The sequence below is a fragment of the Pseudomonas turukhanskensis genome (assembly GCF_027922365.1).
Taxonomy (GTDB): Bacteria; Pseudomonadota; Gammaproteobacteria; order Pseudomonadales; family Pseudomonadaceae; genus Aquipseudomonas; species Aquipseudomonas turukhanskensis.
Window position 1 is genome coordinate 37,945 of record NZ_BSFN01000006.1, and the last position, 20,345, is coordinate 58,289.

General features: G+C 56.8%; 18 protein-coding genes. 6 read left to right on the forward strand and 12 right to left on the reverse strand.

Annotation, left to right across the window (positions count from 1 at the left end):
* Positions 1–3 precede the first annotated feature (3 nt).
* Positions 4–534, forward strand: a complete 531-nt coding sequence (locus tag PKE98_RS12225; RefSeq protein ID WP_271195571.1) for a hypothetical protein — start codon at positions 4–6, stop codon at positions 532–534.
* A gap of 232 nt (positions 535–766) precedes the next feature.
* Here PKE98_RS12225 and PKE98_RS12230 read toward each other — a convergent pair whose 3' ends face one another.
* The 3 genes from PKE98_RS12230 to PKE98_RS12240 all read right to left on the reverse strand — a co-directional run bounded on the left by PKE98_RS12230 (position 767) and on the right by PKE98_RS12240 (position 2,870).
* The gene (locus tag PKE98_RS12230) at positions 767–1,093 is read right to left on the reverse strand and encodes a DUF3077 domain-containing protein (RefSeq protein ID WP_271195572.1); all 327 of its coding nucleotides are present in this window, start codon (positions 1,091–1,093) and stop codon (positions 767–769) included.
* Between the two features lie 450 nt (positions 1,094–1,543).
* Entirely contained in the window at positions 1,544–2,047 is a 504-nt protein-coding gene (locus PKE98_RS12235; RefSeq protein ID WP_271195573.1) for a hypothetical protein, read from the reverse strand.
* Positions 2,048–2,069: 22 nt separating this feature from the next.
* The gene (locus PKE98_RS12240) at positions 2,070–2,870 is read right to left on the reverse strand and encodes a hypothetical protein (RefSeq protein ID WP_271195574.1); all 801 of its coding nucleotides are present in this window, start codon (positions 2,868–2,870) and stop codon (positions 2,070–2,072) included.
* Between the two features lie 186 nt (positions 2,871–3,056).
* Here PKE98_RS12240 and PKE98_RS12245 point away from each other — a divergent pair, with 186 nt between their 5' ends.
* Positions 3,057–3,800: a class I SAM-dependent DNA methyltransferase gene (locus tag PKE98_RS12245; protein WP_271195575.1), complete on the forward strand. Its 744-nt coding sequence runs from the start codon at positions 3,057–3,059 to the stop codon at positions 3,798–3,800.
* Positions 3,801–4,323: 523 nt separating this feature from the next.
* Here the strand turns inward: PKE98_RS12245 and PKE98_RS12250 are convergent.
* The 4 genes from PKE98_RS12250 to PKE98_RS12265 form a co-directional block, all read right to left on the reverse strand.
* Positions 4,324–4,707, reverse strand: a complete 384-nt coding sequence (locus PKE98_RS12250) for a hypothetical protein (RefSeq protein ID WP_271195576.1) — start codon at positions 4,705–4,707, stop codon at positions 4,324–4,326.
* A gap of 109 nt (positions 4,708–4,816) precedes the next feature.
* Positions 4,817–5,200 carry a hypothetical protein gene (locus PKE98_RS12255; RefSeq protein WP_271195577.1) on the reverse strand — a complete coding sequence of 128 codons (384 nt, stop codon included), beginning with the start codon at positions 5,198–5,200 and terminating at the stop codon, positions 4,817–4,819.
* A gap of 81 nt (positions 5,201–5,281) precedes the next feature.
* Positions 5,282–5,668 (reverse strand): hypothetical protein, encoded by a 387-nt coding sequence (locus PKE98_RS12260; RefSeq protein ID WP_271195578.1) that lies wholly within the window; start codon positions 5,666–5,668, stop codon positions 5,282–5,284.
* A 596-nt stretch (positions 5,669–6,264) separates the two neighbouring features.
* On the reverse strand, positions 6,265–7,674 hold the full coding sequence (locus PKE98_RS12265; protein ID WP_271195579.1) for a PAAR domain-containing protein: 1,410 nt from the start codon (positions 7,672–7,674) through the stop codon (positions 6,265–6,267).
* 586 nt (positions 7,675–8,260) lie between these two features.
* Here PKE98_RS12265 and PKE98_RS12270 point away from each other — a divergent pair.
* Positions 8,261–8,788 (forward strand): hypothetical protein, encoded by a 528-nt coding sequence (locus PKE98_RS12270; RefSeq protein WP_271195580.1) that lies wholly within the window; start codon positions 8,261–8,263, stop codon positions 8,786–8,788.
* 378 nt (positions 8,789–9,166) lie between these two features.
* On the opposite strand, the gene PKE98_RS12275 is transcribed toward PKE98_RS12270, so the two are convergent.
* The 5 genes from PKE98_RS12275 to PKE98_RS12295 all read right to left on the reverse strand — a co-directional run bounded on the left by PKE98_RS12275 (position 9,167) and on the right by PKE98_RS12295 (position 15,891).
* Complete coding sequence (locus PKE98_RS12275) at positions 9,167–9,556, reverse strand: hypothetical protein (protein ID WP_271195581.1); 390 nt, start codon at positions 9,554–9,556, stop codon at positions 9,167–9,169.
* On the reverse strand, positions 9,553–10,518 hold the full coding sequence (locus PKE98_RS12280) for a hypothetical protein (protein WP_271195582.1): 966 nt from the start codon (positions 10,516–10,518) through the stop codon (positions 9,553–9,555). The genes PKE98_RS12275 and PKE98_RS12280 overlap by 4 nt, the downstream gene beginning before the upstream one ends.
* Positions 10,515–10,967 (reverse strand): PAAR domain-containing protein, encoded by a 453-nt coding sequence (locus tag PKE98_RS12285; protein WP_271195583.1) that lies wholly within the window; start codon positions 10,965–10,967, stop codon positions 10,515–10,517. The genes PKE98_RS12280 and PKE98_RS12285 overlap by 4 nt, the downstream gene beginning before the upstream one ends.
* A 436-nt stretch (positions 10,968–11,403) precedes the next feature.
* The gene (locus PKE98_RS12290; RefSeq protein WP_271195584.1) at positions 11,404–12,651 is read right to left on the reverse strand and encodes a ribonucleotide-diphosphate reductase subunit beta; all 1,248 of its coding nucleotides are present in this window, start codon (positions 12,649–12,651) and stop codon (positions 11,404–11,406) included.
* 330 nt (positions 12,652–12,981) lie between these two features.
* On the reverse strand, positions 12,982–15,891 hold the full coding sequence (locus tag PKE98_RS12295; RefSeq protein WP_271195585.1) for a ribonucleoside-diphosphate reductase subunit alpha: 2,910 nt from the start codon (positions 15,889–15,891) through the stop codon (positions 12,982–12,984).
* A gap of 882 nt (positions 15,892–16,773) precedes the next feature.
* Between PKE98_RS12295 and PKE98_RS12300 the strand changes: the two genes are divergently transcribed.
* From PKE98_RS12300 to PKE98_RS12310, 3 genes are all read left to right on the forward strand, one after another.
* On the forward strand, positions 16,774–17,502 hold the full coding sequence (locus tag PKE98_RS12300; protein WP_271195586.1) for a response regulator: 729 nt from the start codon (positions 16,774–16,776) through the stop codon (positions 17,500–17,502).
* Positions 17,503–17,541: 39 nt separating this feature from the next.
* Positions 17,542–19,143, forward strand: a complete 1,602-nt coding sequence (locus PKE98_RS12305; RefSeq protein ID WP_271195587.1) for an ATP-binding protein — start codon at positions 17,542–17,544, stop codon at positions 19,141–19,143.
* Between the two features lie 155 nt (positions 19,144–19,298).
* The gene (locus PKE98_RS12310) at positions 19,299–20,291 is read left to right on the forward strand and encodes a type II secretion system F family protein (RefSeq protein WP_271195588.1); all 993 of its coding nucleotides are present in this window, start codon (positions 19,299–19,301) and stop codon (positions 20,289–20,291) included.
* The last annotated feature ends 54 nt before the right edge of the window (positions 20,292–20,345 follow it).

Consider the following 20,345-nt stretch of genomic DNA (forward strand, 5'->3'; position numbering starts at 1 on the left):
TAAATGAGCCTAGGTAAACGCCTGCTCGACGTTGACGCGTCGTTTAGCACCTATTTGCCGGTGTTGTGGCTGACCATGCTGGCCATGCACTACTCAAACATCGCCGAACACCTTGGCTTCTCCGCCGCAACCCTTGCCCCGATGGTCTACGTTTGTGGTGGAACCCTGGCCGTGCCCGCCACATATGTCCCGCCCTTCGTCGTGGCGTTGGTGATGGCCTTCGTCGGCATCGGCGTATTTCATCGCTGGGGCGTGTGGCAACGCAAATACTTTAAAACCAGCCGCAAAGGCGGGAGCGTAAATGCCGCCGCCTTCTTGATGGCCGCATTGTGGTTAGGCTTTGGCGGTGCGTTGAACTGCGAATTTATCCCGAGCCATTCGGAGCCGAAGCGTTGGGACGTGCTCCTCACGATGGCGAGGCTTAACTTTCCCGTTTATGCCGGCTCCAGCTCGTTTTGCCTGGTCGGTTTTTTCTACAGCGCGGTAATTTGGCTCCGTAAAAAGGAGCCCGCTTTCGGTGTTCAATTTCGCTGAGTTGAGAGGCTGCGGCGATGGGGCGCAAGCGGTAGCGGTGAAACGTGTTGGTCGGCATTAATGCGAGCGCATTGGGCTCGGCAGGGCCCTTAGGTTTACGTGGGGCAGAAGTTGGCGGCAACCCTGTAAGGGCTCCGTCTACGTAGAGCACAGATAAACAAAGCCCCGCATAGCGAGGCTTCGTGTTGATAAAGGCGCCCAACGTCAACTCACGCGCCTCGTGTGAGGCCCCTCAACCCGAAACCGGCTCAACCTTGGCCTTCGGCTCGTGCGCGGCTTTGGCCATGCGGTGGGCCTGAGCGAGGAAGACCGGGTCTTGTTGATGGCACGCATCCACCACGGCGCGGGTCATTTGGGTGAGGTACTGCAGCGCCGAATCGGTGGCATCGTCGTTGGCTGCGCCGCGACTTAGCACCAAGGCTTCGATACAGCCCAACAGCGTGGAGGCCTGCTCCAACGCCAGCTCAACCGGCACGCCGGCATTTACCGAAAACAGCTTGAGCTTATCTACCCGGCAGAACGAGCGTTTATGAGTGAGTGCGGAGGTGAGTGCGTTCATGCGAGCACCTCCAGACGGGTGGAGCGGTTGGTTACTGCGGTTAGGTGTGGCATTTCCGTATACCTCTGAATAATTTCTTAATGCGTGATTTAGGTGTCGGGAGCTTAAGAAGCTCTCCAGAGACGAGCCGGGCTTATTCCCCTTTCGGGTCTTTTATTCACCCACTCCCGACATGGCGAGGTTTCTTGCAAGCGTAGAAGAACCGCAGGCAAAAAAATGCCGCATAGCTGTCGGGTGCGGATAACCGCTCTGGATGGTGTTCTTAAGCACCGGGGAGGGACCTTAAGAGGGTCGTGAAACAACGGCAACGCAGGCATTGCGCCAGTAAATTGCCAAAATTTTTTTAGGAAATTCGCGCCACACAACGTGCCGCAAGGCATCGCCGTAATGGCACTGCAAAGGGCCTATCCGCCTGCCTACAAACCCTTGGGCAACCTCAGGTGCAGAACGTTATCTCGCCGATGCTGTAAGGCTCCTGGTTTTCGCCTCCAGCACCACCGCCTGCAATGCCGCCAGGGTGATCTTGCCCGCTGGAAACTCAAACACACCGCTTTCGGCCAAGGTAAAAATGCGCTCACCCGTTGCCAACGTAAGCTGCATAAACGCCAGATGCTCCGACCACGAGCGATAACGCCGCGTCATAAAAATCGCATGGCGGGATGTCACCTCACGCACCTGGGTAAGTGGAACACGGCGGCTACCGTGCTCGCCGGCCAGCACCAACTCATCGCCGAGCACAAACACCGGCGTGCACCTGGATACCGTTACCCACTCCCAGCCGAAACGCGCCAGCATCACCAGCACCACAAGCGCAAACACCTGCGCCTCGGTAGTGGTTTTTTCCAATAGCGCAAACACCGTCATTACCCCAATCACCGAAAGGCAAACCAGCGTAATCAGGCGATAGAAATGCACCTTATGGATTTCAGGGAGGGTGAGCAGACGCAGATCCATATGCAGAGTCCTGGGGGAGCGTTTAAAGCGACGAGGCCATTGGAGCAGAGACTGCCGCGTTGGTGTCGGACCCAGGTAGCAATGTCATCAGAAAGCGCCGCGCATTATCTGCTTTTTTACGATGCAGGCTGCTGGGGTGATGGACTCGGTAGCACTGCATGCCGTTCATTTCGAAGGCCCAGAGATGGTTTTTGGAAATTCCATCTTTCAGGAAATAACGCCCATTGAAGCAGACCTTGTTGTTGCCCTTAGTTGGGAAAAACGCCCGGCGTTGTGCAGCAGAGCTACTGCCATTGGCGAAAATCACGATGTGCGGGCGCAGCAATTCAATCTGCAGTTTCAGCAGAATTTCCGAGTAACGCAGGATCTCCACGTAGCGGCCAGAAGCAGTGGGGATGGTTTTCTGATGAGCAATGCAGAAGAGATTGCCGACCACCACGCCGCTTTGGCCGCAGCGCTTGGCTACCTGGCGGGCCAGGTTGTAAAACGTGGCCTTTGCGTCTGGCAACTGACCGATATGATCAGCTTGAAATTTCTTTTGCAGTGCAATGGAGCGCTCGATATAGGCGGTCAGATCACCGCACACCTCATCCTTGGGCACAACGCCCCACCCGCGGGTCTCGCGGCCAACAATCATTACGCGAGTGGCCGCCTGCCAATACCCATCGGGAATGGCCGGCAGATACAGGCCAGAAAGTCCGCCCCGGTCGCCCTCGGAAAAGCCTGCCAAGAGGCTTGGCGGTATGTCTTTCAACGCGTGTGCATACAAGTTAGCAAGCTCGCGGTTGGACAACTCGGCGAGCGGCAGGGTGGAGACGGTCACTTAACACTCCTTGTCGATACAGCATTCGGATGGGCAGTACGTAGCCGCGGGCCATCTTCGCCTTGTGCTGACACAGCATCAAGCACCGAAGCCCCCAATTGCCCCACGTCCTATTTTTTCCGTAAAGCCACCTGCTTCGGCTATGCTCCGCGCCCCGCAAACTCCCGGTTAACCCCACAGGTCACCATGCCCGGCAACGCCCTCTACACCGACCTGTCCGGTTACTACGACCTGATGTGCGCCGACATCGACTACCGCGCCCAAAGCGCCTGCGTACACCGCGTGCAACAGATCTTCGGCAACGCCGGCACCCGTCACCTGGACCTGGCCTGCGGCACCGGCCCCCACGTGCGCCACTTTATCGACGCCGGCTACCAAAGCGCCGGCCTCGACATCAACCAACCCATGCTCGACCACGCCGCCCTGCGCTGCCCCGAAGCGCAGTTCTGCGCCCAGGACATGTGCGGCTTCACCCTGAACGAACCGGTAGACCTGATTACCTGCTTTCTCTACTCCATCCACTACAGCGCCAGTATCGACCGCCTGAAAGCCTGCATCGCCGCTGCGCACAGCGCGTTGGCCGTGGGTGGCGTGTTCTGCTTCAACGCCGTGGATAAAAACACCATCGACAACACCTCGTTCGTTTCCCACAACGCCACCCATGACGGCAGCCTGTTCGGGTTTAGCTCGGGGTGGAATTATTCCGGGGCAGGGGAGCGACAAACGCTCAAGCTGCGGATAGAGCGCACGCAGGCGGGTGATACCCAGGTGTGGCACGACGAGCATCCGATGGTGGCGGTGAGCTTTGTAGAACTACAGGCGCTGCTGGCGCCGTACTTTGAGGTGCATGTGTTAGCGCATGACTACCAGAAGCTGGTGGAGTGGGATGGGGTGGCGGGGAATGGGTTGTTTGTTTGTGTGAAGGGGTAAGGGGAGAGCGTGAGCGATAGGCCATGGAGGGGTAGCTTGGGGTAATGGCGTGGCGGGATGCTGGTGCTTCAGCAGGCCAAGTTTGGCGAACGCGGCAAGTCCGACCATGACCAGTAAGAGCGCAATAGAACACCAATACAGCACTACTAGTTTTCTCTTGAGTGGAGCCGGAAATTTCTTCAAGTCATCAGCATTTAAGTGCCGTCGCTTAACGTAAAAAATCGGAAATGCAAGTGCTCCTGAAATACAACCTATCAACATCAACTTACCCCAGAGCCCGCCGTATTTGAGTGGTGACAATGTTGTAATCAGAGGGCTATTCCGAAGGTGCTGTAGCATTACGTCTATCTTTGTGTGTGCCATGTACAGTGCAATGCCGATGCAAATAAATGCCAAGCCGAAGTCGACCAAACCAACAGCCAGAAAGATTTTATCTGTGAGGTTTAGGCTCATTTGAAACTCTCGAAATTACTATTTTGTTCGCAAGGCTCAAAATAATTTGGTGTCCTCATATATCGCAGGACTATTTTACTAGTCCTGATTTAATTATCGTGGCGAGTATCACCATGGCGCCAACTAGGCCTATTACAGTCCATTGCAATATCGCTAATTTTCGTTTTAATGGAGCTGGGAAATTGCTTATGTCTTCTGCGCTAACAGTGCCGAATCTTAGATAAAGGTTGGCAAATGTAACAACTCCGGAAATGCCGCCGACTAATAGAAGTTTTCCCCATACGCCGCCGTGTCGGAGTGGGGCTAAAGCGATAATTGAAGAGCTTTTTTTGAGGTGAGAAAGCATTACATCCAATTTTGTATAGCCAATTCGCAACGCAATTAAAATCCAGATGATTTGGCCGATAACCACCAGTCCACTGAGAATGCCGATAATATATTTGGCGGTACTCATTTTTCTATTCTCGTAAGTCACTTTAATGATGTGCTTCAGTAAAGCTAATTGACGGGGGCAAATCTCATTTGGTAGTGTATACGCTATTATGTCGTTTTAATGTGTGTTGTTATTTTAGTAGTCCTGTTTTTCTTATTGCGAAAAGTAGTGTCATAAGGCTCATTAGAGCTATTACGCTCCATTGAAGTATGGTTAGTTTGCGTTTTAGTTTGGCAGGAAATTCTTCGATGTCTTTCGCATTTATGGTGCCGCGTTTTATATAGAACTCAGGGAATGTTAGGAAGCCTGAAATTCCTCCCACAAGTAGTAAAACGCCCCAAGGCCCTCCGTTCTTTAGTGGAGCTAGGGCTACAACAGCAGAACTGTTCTTGAGGTGCGCAAGCATGCTATCCATCTGGGTGTAACCAATGCGTAATGCAATGCAGATCCAGATAGCCAGGCAGAGAATTCCCGAACCACCCAAAATTGCCATTGTTTGCTCGGCATAATTCATTTGATGTTCTCGTAAATTTCCCATAAAGGGTCAGGGCCTTTCTCGTATATTTGGTATGAAATTAGTTGTTCGGAGCAGCTTTCAGATGATGCCCAATTGAATAGCGGCCCACATTACACACATAATTAGCACTAGCGAAATTCCGCACCACTGCAATATCGCAAGGGTGTGTTTAAGCGAAGCTGGAAAATTATTTAAATCGTCTGCGCTTAATTCACCCCTTTTTAAATAAAAGCTTGGAAATGTAACTAATCCTGAAATGCCACCAATCAGTAGTATTTTTCCTAAAGGACCACCATGTTTGAGAGGAGTTCTGGCCATGACGGCAGAGCAGTTTTTTAGATGCTCCAACATCAGATCCAGTTTGGTGTGCGCTAGAAGCAAGCAGGTACCGATCCAGACCAGTAGACCAACAAAGTCAATGATGCCGACAACTAGGAAAACTTTGTCCACGACACTCAAACTCATTTGGTGGCCTCATATATATTCTCTGCAGTTCATTCAAAAGACTTTGCGCCGATGGCTCCACCAGCTAAATACCCTGGGAAGCCTATAGTGAGCATCACGGCTAGACGGATATTCCGCAATATGTTTCCAGGCAATGAGACTTTGCTGGCAGCCAGTAGGGAAACCGTGAAGCAAAGGCAGCTGTTGATAGGGATATCTCTGTTTGGCACTCCATCAGACGAGCCCTAGATGCGCGACGCCTGCCAAGAAAAACAGGATTAATAACATAACAATTGTCGACCACTGTAATATTGCTAATTTACGCTTGATAGCATGTGGGAGGTCTTGTAAATCTTTAACATCTAGAAGTCCTATTTTAAGATGCAGCTTTGGGAACGTGACGAGCCCGGATATTCCGCCGATCAATAAAAAATTACCCCATATACCGCAATGCCTTAGTGGTGCCCTCATTGTCACGCCTTTGCAGTTCTTGAGATGCTCTAGCAGCAAGTCCATTTTAGTGTATGCCATGTGCAAACAAACTCCGAAAAGAATTAACAGTCCGCCGACGTCAATTAGGACGGCGGCGACATAAATCTTATCAGCGAGACTCAGGCTCATTTGGTTACCTCATAAATCTTTTCTGCTGCTATCTCTGTCGCCTTTTCAGTAATTGCGCCAGCAGCAAAAGAGCTCACTCCAACAACAACAATCCCACAAACTAGACCGCCCGCTCCTAAGGTTGGAACGCCTATCGCAAGACATAAAGTCCCTACTGCAGATCCTGTTAAGTAGAAACCCGCAGCGGCCCCACCTATAGCGCCGCCAATAAAGCTAGCCGTCTCAGTAAATTTTACTTTTTCACATTCTTCAGTTGAGCCTGCCGAACACACATCCTGCACCTTCATATACGAAGCACCGCCACCTACCGCCGTTCCTACCCAACCGCCGTACTTAACAACCTTGGCTGCCTTTGAAACACCATCAATATGCGTGGCATAACCCGGAATCTGCCCAGCAGCCCCGGCCTGCGTCCATTTATGAACCAAGCTCTTGTTGGAAATGCCTAGCGTGTGTTTCAAGTTAGGGTGATCGGAAAGGCCAATACCTTTTCGAGTCAGGTCATTCAGGTTGTTGTCGAGTAATGAGAGCAGCCGTTTACGTTGCGCAAAAAACTGCTGCGACCTCAAATGCCCGTCTCTCTGGAACGAGCGCTGGTGTAGTTCTTCAATATCCCGCAGTACGGTTCTTACGTTCTCCAGATGCTTCGCGAAGATGGTTTCACCGATGCCTATAGCGGTTGCCCCGTGAGCCAGGAAGGCCTCGATCTCGTCGTGGTGCTGCATCATAAAATCGGCTTCGTCCGCGCTCAGTGGTTTGAGGGCGTCATTGGCCTTGGCCGCTGCTTCCATCAGCAGCGCTTCCTGATACGTGCAGGAGCTGTTATCGGGATCGCTCAACACAATCATTGAGCCAGCCTTAACCTCTCCAACCCCAAGGTTCAGCGCATTGAATTTGCGCATCACCGCCGGGTCGGGCTCAGGGAAAAGCGTGGCCTCCAACGCCTGGCGGCTCATGCTTTTTGGCACAACATAAAAGCCTGGCTCCTGAGGCTCAACGCCGGTAAATGCGGCCGAAGCCGGCACGCCCGAAGGCATGAAAGCGGACTGCTGTGGTGTTGCCGGAGGGCTAGCCGCCGTTGAAGAGAACGGTTGGGCAACCGTTCTGCTCGCCTGCGGCGCCAGGTCTTCCTTGTAGTAGCTGGCGCCGTGCACGGAGGCGATCAGTCGGGCTTTACAGGGGCAAGTGCTCCAGCTATCCAGCGTGCCGGCCATCAACTTGCCGTGGCTGTCTATAAACGGAACGCCGCCGGAGATTTGATAGATTTTCCCGTCCTTGCCACACGAAACCCGATCACCTTCGCGGGCATGCAGGATGCCGAACATATTGACCCTGGCATCGCCATCCAGCACCTCCCCACCGCAGGTGGTTTTATCGCCCTTGCCAACGAAAAAACCTTCAGTCATTGGGGTAGCCCTCGATGGGAGGCAGGGCGTTTTCCGATCTCGGCAGGCCTCCGCAGGCTACGTACAAAGCGCGATGGGAACGACGTATTCATTTTTGAAATCCTGAGCCATGGGGTGCACTCACTGCTTCTTCGCTCGTTGACGGGGACACGCTTGGTGCCTGGTCAGCAGCAGAAGAGAGACGGCGAATAGCTGGACACCACCTTGGCGCCAGGACGATTTCAACTAAATCAGATGCTTCTGAGATGCGGCGCTTCAAAGAGCCGGATGGGAGTGTGGTAACGGCTACGGGGAGGGGTCTAAGGTGGGGAAGTTAGCTTGGCTGTCTCGCGGTTTGTCGATATAGGATTGGCGGCATGCGCATACCTGAAGCTTTGAGAGATAGGGGTGGTCAATCCGTCCCCTTCACCGTTGATTGGCAAAGAGAGCATGGCTTATTTGTCGTGCAGAGCCGCTGCGTGAGGTATGGCGCTCAGTGTCGCTTCCGTTTCATATCAACAAAGAAGATGTTGGATAACCACGAATTTGTTGTTTGGCTGCAGCGCATCAGCGGCAAAACAGTGCCGCTGAACGAGGGAGGGCGTTTATGTTTCGTGTCCTGTTAGTGCTGTTCTTTCTTTCACCCGTCCTGTCCGTCGGAGCTGACATGCCGCCCGAAGTGCTAAAGCTGCAACACACCATCGAATCCATTCCAGGTATCACCGATGCCGTAGTGGAAAAGGTCGACCTTTCTGCAATTCCCGAGAGCGACTTCAGTCTTCCTCCCTACGGCGACTTGCCTTTGGGCGCGCTGCGCCGCACCAGAGGCGGCGGGGCGAACGAGGTATTGATTTCTGTTAACTTCGGCATTTCGCGTGATTCAAAAGGGCTCGATGCCCTCGAATTTATCGCGTGGTGGGTGCGTGACAGTGCACGCGGCGGCAGTCCAATACAGATCAGGGCGTTGGCACTTCCGCCTGTTGGAAATCAATTTGGCACGACGCTGCGGTTTGCCATCGATTACTTCTACGTTGATCCGGACGAGGACATCGGCAACTTAATAGCCAAAGTGGGGGAGTTGGCTGATGGGCTTGGCGGTTCAATAGAAATGAATTCGCAGGTAATAGGCCGTTGAACTGGGCAGGTGGGCCATCGTTTAGAGGCGCCCACCGGCGCGATTGTTTGGCTGAGTAGTGTTCACGGCAGGCAGCCAGGGTTTTGCGTACGGTAGCTTATCTTGCGGGGTTCACCTTGGCGGAGGAGTGGACGTTGTTTGCTTGTTTAAGAATGCGAGGCTGATCGCGGTAACGGATGGCGGTTAGGGGAATGTCGAGAAGAGTTGGCGGATTTTTTACATTGGAACGCGCCTATGAGGGCATGGCATTTTTACGTCAGCGCAACGCTCTGATCTTAATCACCGCGGCATTGTAGTGAGCAAGTGCTTTCGCCAATTTCCTCGCCTGCGACACTGCCCGTTGCTTCCTCCCACCAAGTACTTCGCCTACTAGCTTTATTATTTAAACTTCAGCAGCGTCCCTACGATCACCATCCACACGAAACAACTCAGCATTATCGCTGCGTCGATTTTGAGCAGACACCTGAGATTTGAAGGAAAGTTTTCAAGGTCCTTAGGGTGCAGATCACCTATGCGGATTGATGGCTTTGGCATCAAAATCATTCCGGTGATTTGTGCTACGACCAACATCGACCCCATCCAACCTTGCTCGCGCAATATTGGGCCCCAAGTGTAGCTATAACGACTGTTTTTAAGCGCGGCCATCATTGCATCCAAGTGGCAACGACTCAGGTATAGGCTGTATGCAATACCTATGAACCCCAGCAGAATAGGACCGCCGGCAACAACGATTGCAAGCCAGACGGGCAAGTTATCGATACTGCTCATGGATGTTTGGCTTCATATATTTTTTCACCCATGTATTCACCACCGATGCCGCCGAAGCTCGAACCCACCCATGCGCCTGTACCCACTACCGCCGCGACGCACGCAATGCCTCCAACAACAAATGTTGAGACACCAAGTGCTAAACAGATTGGTGCGGCGGCGGATGCGGCCACGCGGGCGCCTACCATTCCACCAGCCGTTGCTCCTCCAAACTTCCCGCTTTCAGTGAGCTTTACCTTCTCACACGCCGCCCCCGAATCACCGCCACACACTTCTTTAATAGCCAGCAACGACGACACCCCGCCAATACCAATTCCGATGTAACCACCCGCCGCCATGTACTTAGCCGCACGACTCAATCCGTTCACGTGCGTGGCATATCCCGGTATCTGCCCCGGTGCACCGACTTTATTCCAGTTATGCACCAGGCTTTTGCTAGAAATACCGAGATTGGTTTTCAGTTTGGGATGATCGCCCAGGCTGGTGTAGCCGCGCAGCCGAGTGGAGTTCAGTAGGTGGGCATCCAACTGGTCAAGCAGGAGCTTGCGTTTAGCTAAGAACTGCGGCGTTTTAAGGTTGCCGTGCTGGCGGTAGGTGTCTTGATGCAGGCGTTCGATAGCCTGCAATGTGTCACGTAGATTTGTCAGGTGCGTTTCCATCACCGCTGCGCTAACACCAAGCCAAGTTGAAGTGTGGCCGGTGAACCTTGCGATTTCGGCGCCGTGACTAAATAGAAACTCAGCTTCTGCGGGAGTCAGAGGCTCCAGGGCCTCGTTAACCTGCTCGGCTGCCTGCATCAATAGCGCTTCCTGATACGTACAGGAGGTGTTGTTAGGATCACTCAACACAACCATTGAGCCAGCCTTAAGCTCGCTGACCCAAGGATTAAGCGCGTTGAATTTGCGCATCACCGCCGGGTCGGGCTGCGGAAAAAGCGTGGCCTCCAACGCCTGGCGGCTCATGCTTTTTGGCACAACATAAAGCCTGGCTCCTGAGGCTCAACGCCGGTATATGCGGCCGAAGCCGGCACGCCCGAAGGCCTGAAAGCGGACTGCTGTGGTGTTGCTGGAGTGCTCGCCGCTGTTGAAGAAGTTGGTTGTGCAAATGTTCCACTCGCCGGCGGCGCCGGGTCTTCCTTGTAGTAGCTGGCGCCGTACACCGAGGCGATCAGCCGGGCATTACAGGGGCAAGTGCTCCAGCTATCCAGCGTGCCGGCCATCAACTTGCCGTGGCTATCTATAAACGGAACGCCGCCGGAGACTTGATAGATTTTCCCGTCCTTGCCACACGAAACCCGATCACCTTCGCGGGCATGCAGGATGCCGAACATATTGACCCTGGCATCGCCATCCAGCACCTCCCCACCGCAGGTGGTTTTATCGCCCTTGCCAATGAAAAAACCTTCCGTCATTGGGATAGCCCTCGATGGGGGGCAGGTCGATTTCCAATCTCGGCAGGCCTCTGCGGGCTACGTACAAAGCGCGATGGGAAGGACGTATTCATTTTTGAAATCCTGAGCCATGGGGAGCATTCACCGCTTCTTCGCTCGTTGACGGCGACACGCTTGGTGCCTGGTCAGCAGCAGAAGAGAGACGGCGAATAGCTGGACACCACCTTGGCTCCAAGGCGATTTCGGATAAATCAGATGCTTCTGAGGAGCAGAGCTTCAAAGCGCCGAATGGGAGGGTGCTATCGGCTACGGGGAGGGGGTGTAATGCGGGGAATTTCGTTTGGGTGTCTTACGGTTTGTCCATATAAGGCGAAGTACTACGGCGGATAACCAGGCAAGTACGCAGACGAAAAAAAACCTACGCCAAATGACGTAGGTTTTTCAGCGTAGCGAACTGTCAATCCCAGCTCAACGCCCCGCCAGTCTGATACTCAATCACGCGCGTCTCAAAGAAGTTCTTCTCTTTCTTCAAGTCCATGATCTCGCTCATCCATGGGAACGGGTTAGTGGTACCTGGGTATTCCTCTTTCAAACCAATCTGCGACAGGCGACGGTTGGCGATGAATTTGAGGTAGTCCTCCATCATCGCTGCGTTCATGCCCAGTACGCCGCGAGGCATAGTGTCGCGGGCGTATTCGATTTCCAGTTGGGTGCCCTGAAGAATCATCTGGGTGGCTTCGTCTTTCATCTGGGCATCCCACAGGTGTGGGTTTTCGATTTTGATCTGGTTGATCACGTCGATGCCGAAGTTCAGGTGCATGCTTTCGTCGCGCAGGATGTATTGGAACTGCTCGGCGGTACCGGTCATTTTGTTGCGGCGGCCCATGGAGAGAATCTGGGTGAAGCCGCAGTAGAAGAAGATGCCTTCCAGTACGCAGTAGTAGGCGATCAGGTTGCGCAGGAATTGACGGTCGGTTTCCGGGGTGCCGGTTTCGAATTTCGGGTCGGAGATGGAGCGGGTGTATTTAAGACCCCAGCTGGCCTTTTTAGCGACCGATGGAATCTCGTGGTACATGTTGAAGATCTCGCCTTCGTCCATGCCCAGCGATTCGATGCAGTATTGGTAGGCGTGGGTGTGGATCGCCTCTTCGAAGGCCTGGCGCAGGATGTACTGGCGGCATTCAGGGTTGGTGATCAAACGGTACACGGCCAGCACAAGGTTGTTGGCAACGAGGGAGTCGGCGGTGGAGAAGAAGCCGAGGTTGCGCATGACGATGCGGCGCTCGTCTTCGCTCAGGCCGTCATTGCTCTTCCACAGGGCGATGTCGGCGTTCATGTTTACTTCTTGCGGCATCCAGTGGTTGGCGCAGCCGTCGAGGTATTTCTGCCAGGCCCAGTCGTACTTGAAGGGTACGAGTTGGTTGAGGTCGGCACGGGCGTTGATCATTTGCTTGTCGCCCACGTGTACGCGGGCGCTGGTGCCGGCCAGGTCGTCGAGGCCTTCCTGGATGTCGAGGTCGTTCAGGGCGCTTTTGGCGCGGGCGACGGCGTCGGAGTCGCTGGCATCTACCGCGCGTGCTTCCAGGGCTGCGTTGCCGCCGACCTGGTTGAGCTTGTCCAGGCTCATGTCGTTAACGGTGGCAGTGGTGGTGGCGGCGGCCGTTTCGGCGCCGTCTTCTTTGTCGAATTCGTCCCAGCTCAGCATGGTGTCTTTGCTCCCGCTTCTAGGCCGTGCGCCTTGGGCGGGCGGCCGTGTGAGTTTCCAGTCTAGTTCGCTGCTCGTGCACACAAAGCAATGACTGACCTTTGGTTTTATCCAGCTCGGCGATGGGTTGCCGGGTTGGTTTGGATTGTTCTTGGGGATTTGCGTTGGGGCTTTCCCCTCACCCCAGCCCTCTCCCGGGGGGGGAGGGGGCGCACGGTGGTGCTGTTCGTAGGGTGTGCTTCGCGCACCGTTGCGGTTCCCGGGGAAACGCTGGTGCGCACAGCGCACCCTACGAAACCGAGCCCCTAGGGGCCCGGTTTTGGGTGGTGCTTATTGGCAAGCCTCGCAATCCGGCTCATCAATCGCGCAAGCCTTCGGCACCGGAGCTGGGCCGGCTTGTGGGGCTGGCGCTGCCGACTGGGCCGGTGCTGCGCTTTGGCTTTCGCCGCCGCCGCTCGACACGGCGTTCAGCTTGCCGGTGTTGATGGTGGATTTTTCGGTGCTGGTGGCGGCCAGGGCACGGAGGTAGTAGGTGGTTTTCAGGCCACGGTACCAAGCCATGCGGTAGGTCACGTCCAGTTTCTTGCCGCTGGCGCCAGCGATGTACAGGTTCAGGGACTGGGCCTGGTCGATCCATTTCTGGCGACGGCTGGCGGCGTCCACGATCCACTTGGTGTCGACTTCAAACGCGGTGGCGTAGAGGTCTTTGAGTTCCTGCGGAATACGCTCGATCTGCTGTACCGAACCGTCGTAGTACTTCAGGTCGTTGATCATGACCGAGTCCCACAGGCCGCGGGCTTTGAGGTCGCGAACCAGGTACGGGTTGATCACGGTGAATTCGCCCGAGAGGTTCGATTTCACGTACAGGTTCTGGTAGGTCGGTTCGATCGACTGCGACACGCCAGTGATGTTGGCGATGGTGGCGGTCGGTGCGATGGCCATGATGTTGGAGTTACGAATACCTTTCTGCACGCGGGCACGTACCGGCGCCCAGTCCAGGCTTTCGGCGAGGTCGACGTCGATGTATTTCTGGCCACGTTGCTCGATCAGGATCTGCTGCGAGTCGAGCGGCAGAATGCCTTTGCTCCACAGCGAGCCCTGGAAGGTTTCGTAGGCGCCACGCTCATCAGCCAGGTCGCACGAGGCTTGAATGGCGTAGTAGCTCACCGCTTCCATCGAGCTGTCGGCAAATTGCACGGCAGCGTCGGAGCCGTACGGAATGTGCTGCAGGTACAAGGCGTCCTGGAAGCCCATGATGCCCAGGCCCACGGGGCGGTGTTTGAAGTTCGAGTTACGCGCTTGTGGCACCGAGTAGTAGTTGATGTCGATAACGTTATCGAGCATGCGGACGGCGGTGTTCACGGTGCGTTGCAGTTTGGCCAGGTCCAGCTTGCCGTCGACGATGTGGTTCGGCAGGTTGATGGAGCCCAGGTTGCAAACGGCGATCTCGTCCTTGTTGGTGTTCAAGGTGATCTCGGTGCACAGGTTGGAGCTGTGAACCACGCCCACGTGCTGCTGCGGGCTGCGCAGGTTGCAGGGGTCTTTGAAGGTCAGCCATGGGTGGCCGGTTTCAAACAACATGGACAGCATCTTGCGCCACAGGTCTTTGGCTTGGATGGTCTTGAACAGTTTGATCTTGCCGCCGTATTGGGTCAGGGCTTCGTAGTACTCGTAGCGCTCTTCGAAGGCTTTACCGGTCAGGTCGTGCAGGTCTGGCACTTCGCTTGGCGAGAACAGGGTCCATGGGCCGTCGTCGAATACGCGCTTCATGAACAGGTCTGGAATCCAGTTGGCGGTGTTCATGTCGTGGGTGCGGCGACGGTCGTCACCGGTGTTTTTACGCAGCTCGATGAACTCTTCGATGTCCATGTGCCAGGTTTCCAGGTAGGCACATACCGCGCCTTTGCGCTTGCCGCCCTGGTTTACCGCTACGGCGGTGTCGTTGACCACCTTGAGGAAGGGCACAACGCCTTGCGATTTGCCGTTGGTGCCTTTGATGTAGGCGCCCAGCGACCGAACTGGCGTCCAGTCGTTACCCAGGCCGCCGGCGAATTTGCTCAGCAGGGCGTTGTCGCGGATGGCGTCGTAGATGCCGCCCAGGTCGTCCGGCACGGTGGTCAGGTAGCAAGAGGAGAGCTGTGCACGCAGGGTACCGGCGTTGAACAGGGTAGGGGTGGAGCTCATGTAGTCGAACGAGGACAGCAGGTTGTAGAACTCGATCGCGCGGTCTTCTTTCTGCTTCTCTTCAATCGCCAGGCCCATGGCCACGCGCATGAAGAACACTTGCGGCAGTTCGAACCGGATGCCGTCTTTGTGAATGAAGTAGCGGTCGTACAGGGTTTGCAGGCCCAGGTAGGTGAATTGCTGGTCGCGCTCGTGGTTTATGGCTTTGCCCAGTTTTTCCAGGTCGAAGTCACGCAGTACGGGGTTCAGCAGTTCGAACTCGATGCCTTTTTCGATGTAGGCCGGCAGCGCTTTGGCGTACAGGTCTACCATCTCGTGGTGGGTGGCGCTGGTGGCGACACCGAGGAAGCCCAGGCCTTCGGCGCGGATGTTGTCCATCAACAGGCGCGCGGTCACGTAGGAGTAGTTCGGCTCGCGCTCTACCAGGGTACGGGCGGTCATCACCAGGGCGGTGTTGACGTCGCTCTGCGCTACGCCGTCGTAGAGGTTTTTCAGGGTTTCGCGTTGGATCAGGTCGCCGTCGACTTCAGCCAGGCCTTCGCAGGCTTCGGTCACGATGGTGTTCAGGCGGCCCAGGTCCAGCGGCGTAACGCTGCCGTCGCTGTGGGTAACGCGGATGCTTGGGTGCGGCTGGGCCGGCTCGTTGCTGCCACGTACGGCGCGCTCTTTGGTGCGGGCGTCGCGGTAGATGACGTAGTCGCGGGCCACTTTCTGCTCGCCGGCACGCATCAGGGCCAGTTCAACCTGGTCCTGGATTTCTTCGATGTGAATAGTGCCGCCCGATGGCATGCGGCGCTTGAAGGTGGCGCTGACCTGTTCGGTCAGGCGGGCAACGGTCTCGTGAATGCGCGACGAAGCGGCAGCGGTGCCGCCCTCAACTGCGAGAAAGGCCTTGGTGATGGCTACGGTGATTTTGTCATCGGTGTACGGCACCACGGTGCCGTTACGTTTGATCACGCGCAGTTGGCCTGGGGCGGTGGCGTTCAGGTCCTGGGTGGTATCAGGCACTTGAGGCGCTACGGCCTGGGGGTTCTCGCGAGAGAGGTCGGTCTGCATTGAAGTCTCCGTGTTCTGCATTTATCTAAGTTTGGACACCGCGTGTGGACGCCGTTCATTCCATTGTTTGCTATGTACCAGGTGTTTCTAGAACCACTAATTCGACCATCCAAATGCCCTGCACACAGCGCCTATCAAGCAGCGAAGGGCTGGCAGCAAGGTCTTACAGCAGGGTGTTGGGTAAGGCTCAAGCGCTTCCATGGCTCAAAAAGTTACAGTTCGTTGGTTAAAACGTAACCACAATACCTAGTGGTGCTTGCCTGGTGGCGTTACACCGAAAGCTGGCCGTTCGTCACGCATTTTCCGGGCCAGTTTTCAAATTCGCCACCGAGGCGGCGAATGGGGAATTAAAGAGCATTTTGTGCGACCGGTGGTGGCCTGCGAAGGGGCCGGGGCGTTTCATTCTAGTAGTGCCCGGTCGGCTGCCAAAACCCTACATATAGGTGTTTGGCGCGATGGGGATACAAGATAGAGCGGTCACCGACGCATTGCAAGACGACTGTTACACACAGCCTGTGGATAAAGCTGTGGGTTACTTTGGGGTAACTGGGCTTAGCCCGCGCGGTCACTGGGATTGCTTGATTTGCACCACTCGTCGCTGACGAAACGAGTGCAAATGTAGGAGTGGTCCTACTTTGCGCTTTTGCACCTTACCACTACATGTTGTGTTTTTTGTTGCAGCCTTGGCATGGGGTGTGCAGTTCGCGAGGGCCTGGCAAAACACCAATTCGTAGGAGCCAGCTTGCTGGCGAATGGCGGCCCAGATGCGGTTTCGGTTCCGGCCAATTCGCGAGCAAGCTCGCTCCTACAACAGCCCGGCGTTGGTTTGGCGATATACAATGCCGCCCTTTCCGGTCACGGCCCAAGCAGTAGGAGACAGTGGTGGAGCAAGAAGCCTGGCAAATCCTTATTGTCGAAGACGACGAGCGTCTGGCCGAGCTGACGCGTGAGTACCTGCAAAGCAATGGCTTGAAGGTGGCTATCGAATCGGATGGCGCCAAGGCGGCGGCGCGCATTCTGCGTGACCAACCCGATCTGGTAGTACTCGACCTTATGCTGCCCGGTGAAGACGGCTTGTCCATCTGCCGCAAGGTTCGCCCCAGTTACCACGGCCCGATTCTGATGCTCACTGCCCGCAGCGATGACATGGACCAGGTCCTGGGCCTAGAGATGGGCGCCGACGATTACGTGTGCAAACCGGTGCGCCCGCGCGTGTTGCTGGCCCGAATTCGGGCACTGTTGCGCCGCAGCGAAGGCGTTAGCGAGGCCGCCCCTGTGGATAACCAGCGCCGTCTGGAATACGGCGTGCTCGTTATCGACAGCGCCATGCGCGAAGCCTGGTTGCGTGAGCAGAGCATCGAACTCACCAGCGCCGAATTCGATTTGCTCTGGCTGCTGGCCTCCAATGCCGGACGCATTCTCTCGCGTGAGGAGATCTTTACCGCCTTGCGCGGCATTGAGTACGACGGCCTGGACCGTTCCATCGATGTGCGCATCTCCCGTATTCGCCCCAAAATCGGTGACGATCCGATGCACCCGCGCCTGATCAAGACCGTGCGCAGCAAAGGTTATCTGTTTGTGGCCGAAGCGGCCGAAGCGCTGGCCAGCTAAACCTCTCTATATAAAGAAGAACAACGGGACGCCCGGTAGATGAACTCGATTTTCCTGCGCATCTATGGCGGCATGCTGACGGCCTTCGTGCTGGTGGCGCTGCTGGGCGTGCTGAGCCTGCATTTGCTCAACGAAGTGCGCAGTGACCAATACCGCGAGCGCCTGGCGCGCGGCACCTTCAGTTTGATGACCGACAACCTCGCCGCCATGACCCCGGTGGAGCGCCGCCGCGCCGTGGTGGTATGGGGCCGCTTGCTGGGCATTCCCCTGGCGCTGGAGCCGCTGGCCGGGCAACAGTTGGACAGCCGTGCGCGCAATCGCCTGCTCGATGGTCAGGTGCTGGTGGAACAAACCGGCCCGCATGCCGCCAAGGTGTACGGCCTGATGAGCGACACCGAGCAACTGGTGCTGGTGGGTGAGGTGCAGCAAATCAGCGAGCAACTGGCTCGCGCCACCGTGTACCTGCTGATCGACGAACTCATTCGCTTCCCCATTGCCGAGCAACCCCAACGCCTGCAAGCGCTGGCGGCCTCCAAGGAGTTCGGCTTCAACCTGCGCCTGGTCAAGCCGCAGGACGCGGAGCTGGACGACGACCAGCGCCGCCGTATCGACGAGGGCGACACGGTGATGGCGCTGGGCAAGGAGGGCGATTCCATCCATGTATTCTCCGGCGTCACCGGCACGCCTTGGGTGCTGGAAATCGGCCCGCTGTACCAGATGAACCCCTATCCGCCGCAGCTGTTGGTGTTGATCGGGGTTATTGCCCTGAGCCTGATCGGCCTGATCGTGTACCTGCTAGTGCGCCAGTTGGAACAGCGCCTGTTGGGCCTGGAAGAAACCGCCACCCGTATTGCCCTTGGCAAGCTGGAATCTCGCGTGCCGGGCGGCGGCGCCGATTCGGTCGGGCGCCTGGCCGCGGCCTTCAACGCCATGGCCGAACACCTGCAGCGCTCGCTGACCATTCAACGCGAGATGGTGCGTGCCGTCAGCCACGAGCTGCGCACGCCGGTGGCGCGCTTGCGGTTTGGCCTGGAAATGATCGGCGATGCGCAAACCGATGCGGCGCGGCGCAAGTACATGGACGGCATGGACGGCGATATCCAGGACCTGGATAAGCTGGTGGACGAAATGCTCACCTACGCCCGCCTGGAGCAAGGCGCGCCGGCGCTGAATTTCCAGCCCATCGACCTCGACGCCTTGCTCGACCAGGTGATCGACGAGCTGGCCCCGCTGCGCCCTGGCGTGCGTGTGGAGCGGGGGCCGAGTATTCCCGCCGTGGACGGCAGCGGCGCGCTGGTGGAAGCCGAATGGCGCTACCTGCACCGCGCCCTGCAGAACCTGGTGAGCAACGCCATGCGCCACGCCGAGTCGCGGGTGCGCTTGAGTTATCAGGTGGGCTTGAAGCGTTGCCGGCTGGACGTGGAAGACGATGGCCCCGGTATTCCCGAGGCCGAGTGGGAGCGGCTGTTTACCCCGTTTCTACGCCTGGACGACAGCCGCACCCGCGCCTCGGGCGGGCACGGGCTGGGCTTGTCGATTGTGCGGCGCATTATTTACTGGCACGGCGGGCGGGCGCAGATCAGCCGCAGTGAAGCGTTGGGTGGTGCGTGCTTTAGCCTGGTGTGGCCGCGTAAACAGTAGGGCGAATACCCGCTTGCGGGTATCGGCCGTTACGCGGGCAATCGAGCAGCGGCGCTTATCGCATTTCGATATTCGCTCTAAGGCCCCGCGATTGCTGGTATTTCCATAAGGTGCGTACAGCGCACTCCCACTTAAGCGCACTCCCGGAACTCTCGATGGCCTCCACTCGCCACAAACCCCTGCCTTACGCTGAACGCGCTCTGCTATTCAGCCAACTGGCCGCTCTGGAAAACGCGGGAATGCCGGTGGCGTCCGCCTTTAAAACCCTGCAAATAAGCCCGCCGACGCAAAAGCGCATCGAAGTGGCCGCGCGCCTGCTGAACCAAGGCACCGACGTGGCCAGCGCAGGGCTGGCGTCTGCTTTGTTTTCCCCGTTGGAGGTCGCGCTGGTGCGTGCCGCGCAATCGGCCGGCAGCCCGGCGCGGGTGTACCAGCGCCTGGCCGACAGCTACAGCGTGCGCGCCCAACAAATCAAAACCCTGCGCTCGCGGTTGCTGATGCCGCTTGGCGTGTTGCTGCTCGGCCTGCTGGTGCAACCGTTGCCGGAACTGGTGGCGGGTACGCTGAGCGTTGCCGAGTATTGCTGGGGCGTGGCGTATCCGCTGCTGGGGCTGATGATGGCGGGGTGGCTGGGCAAGACGCTGCTGAGACGCCTGGAAAAGCCGGCGCCGCTGAACGCAACCGCCGCGGACGCCTGGATGCTGCAGGTGCCGCTGTTGGGCAGTGCCTATTCGCGGCGCAATACGCGGGACTATTTCGAAAGCCTAGGCTTGATGCTGGAGGCGGGCATGCCGATGTTCGAAGCGTTGCCCAAGGCAGCGGCGAGCGTGAGTAACCACGCGTTGCGCCGTGAGTTCAGCGCCATGCAGCAGCGGGTGCTGGCGGGCGAGGCCCTGTCCCAAGCCATGGCGCCGATGGGCTTTCTAGGCCGGCCACAGCTGATGAACCTGGTGCACACAGGCGAGGCGAGCGGCACGTTGGCGCAAACGCTATTGGCCTACGCGACCCGCGAGAGCCAGACCCTGGCCAACCAGCAAGATACCTTGCTCACCTGGTTGCCACGGTTGCTGTATATCGGCGTAGCGACGTGGATGGCGTACAGCCTGATCATCGGCGCCGGTGTTCCACCGATGCCGGAAGGGTTGTAGGGCCCATGCCCGCTTGCGGGTATCCGCCCTCGCGCGGGCAATCGTGCATAGGCG

What these genes read in the sequence shown, in the direction of transcription:
- PKE98_RS12280 (WP_271195582.1), bottom strand. Translation starts at nt 10,518, where the DNA reads ATGAGCCGCCAGGCGTTGGAGGCCACGCTTTTTCCGCAGCCCGACCCG.
- PKE98_RS12245 (WP_271195575.1), top strand. Translation starts at nt 3,057, where the DNA reads ATGCCCGGCAACGCCCTCTACACCGACCTGTCCGGTTACTACGACCTG.
- PKE98_RS12310 (WP_271195588.1), top strand. Translation starts at nt 19,299, where the DNA reads ATGGCCTCCACTCGCCACAAACCCCTGCCTTACGCTGAACGCGCTCTG.
- PKE98_RS12290 (WP_271195584.1), bottom strand. Translation starts at nt 12,651, where the DNA reads ATGCTGAGCTGGGACGAATTCGACAAAGAAGACGGCGCCGAAACGGCC.
- PKE98_RS12305 (WP_271195587.1), top strand. Translation starts at nt 17,542, where the DNA reads ATGAACTCGATTTTCCTGCGCATCTATGGCGGCATGCTGACGGCCTTC.
- PKE98_RS12255 (WP_271195577.1), bottom strand. Translation starts at nt 5,200, where the DNA reads ATGAATTATGCCGAGCAAACAATGGCAATTTTGGGTGGTTCGGGAATT.
- PKE98_RS12235 (WP_271195573.1), bottom strand. Translation starts at nt 2,047, where the DNA reads ATGGATCTGCGTCTGCTCACCCTCCCTGAAATCCATAAGGTGCATTTC.
- PKE98_RS12250 (WP_271195576.1), bottom strand. Translation starts at nt 4,707, where the DNA reads ATGAGTACCGCCAAATATATTATCGGCATTCTCAGTGGACTGGTGGTT.
- PKE98_RS12270 (WP_271195580.1), top strand. Translation starts at nt 8,261, where the DNA reads ATGTTTCGTGTCCTGTTAGTGCTGTTCTTTCTTTCACCCGTCCTGTCC.
- PKE98_RS12285 (WP_271195583.1), bottom strand. Translation starts at nt 10,967, where the DNA reads ATGACGGAAGGTTTTTTCATTGGCAAGGGCGATAAAACCACCTGCGGT.
- PKE98_RS12260 (WP_271195578.1), bottom strand. Translation starts at nt 5,668, where the DNA reads ATGAGTTTGAGTGTCGTGGACAAAGTTTTCCTAGTTGTCGGCATCATT.
- PKE98_RS12265 (WP_271195579.1), bottom strand. Translation starts at nt 7,674, where the DNA reads ATGACTGAAGGTTTTTTCGTTGGCAAGGGCGATAAAACCACCTGCGGT.
- PKE98_RS12225 (WP_271195571.1), top strand. Translation starts at nt 4, where the DNA reads ATGAGCCTAGGTAAACGCCTGCTCGACGTTGACGCGTCGTTTAGCACC.
- PKE98_RS12295 (WP_271195585.1), bottom strand. Translation starts at nt 15,891, where the DNA reads ATGCAGACCGACCTCTCTCGCGAGAACCCCCAGGCCGTAGCGCCTCAA.
- PKE98_RS12230 (WP_271195572.1), bottom strand. Translation starts at nt 1,093, where the DNA reads ATGAACGCACTCACCTCCGCACTCACTCATAAACGCTCGTTCTGCCGG.
- PKE98_RS12275 (WP_271195581.1), bottom strand. Translation starts at nt 9,556, where the DNA reads ATGAGCAGTATCGATAACTTGCCCGTCTGGCTTGCAATCGTTGTTGCC.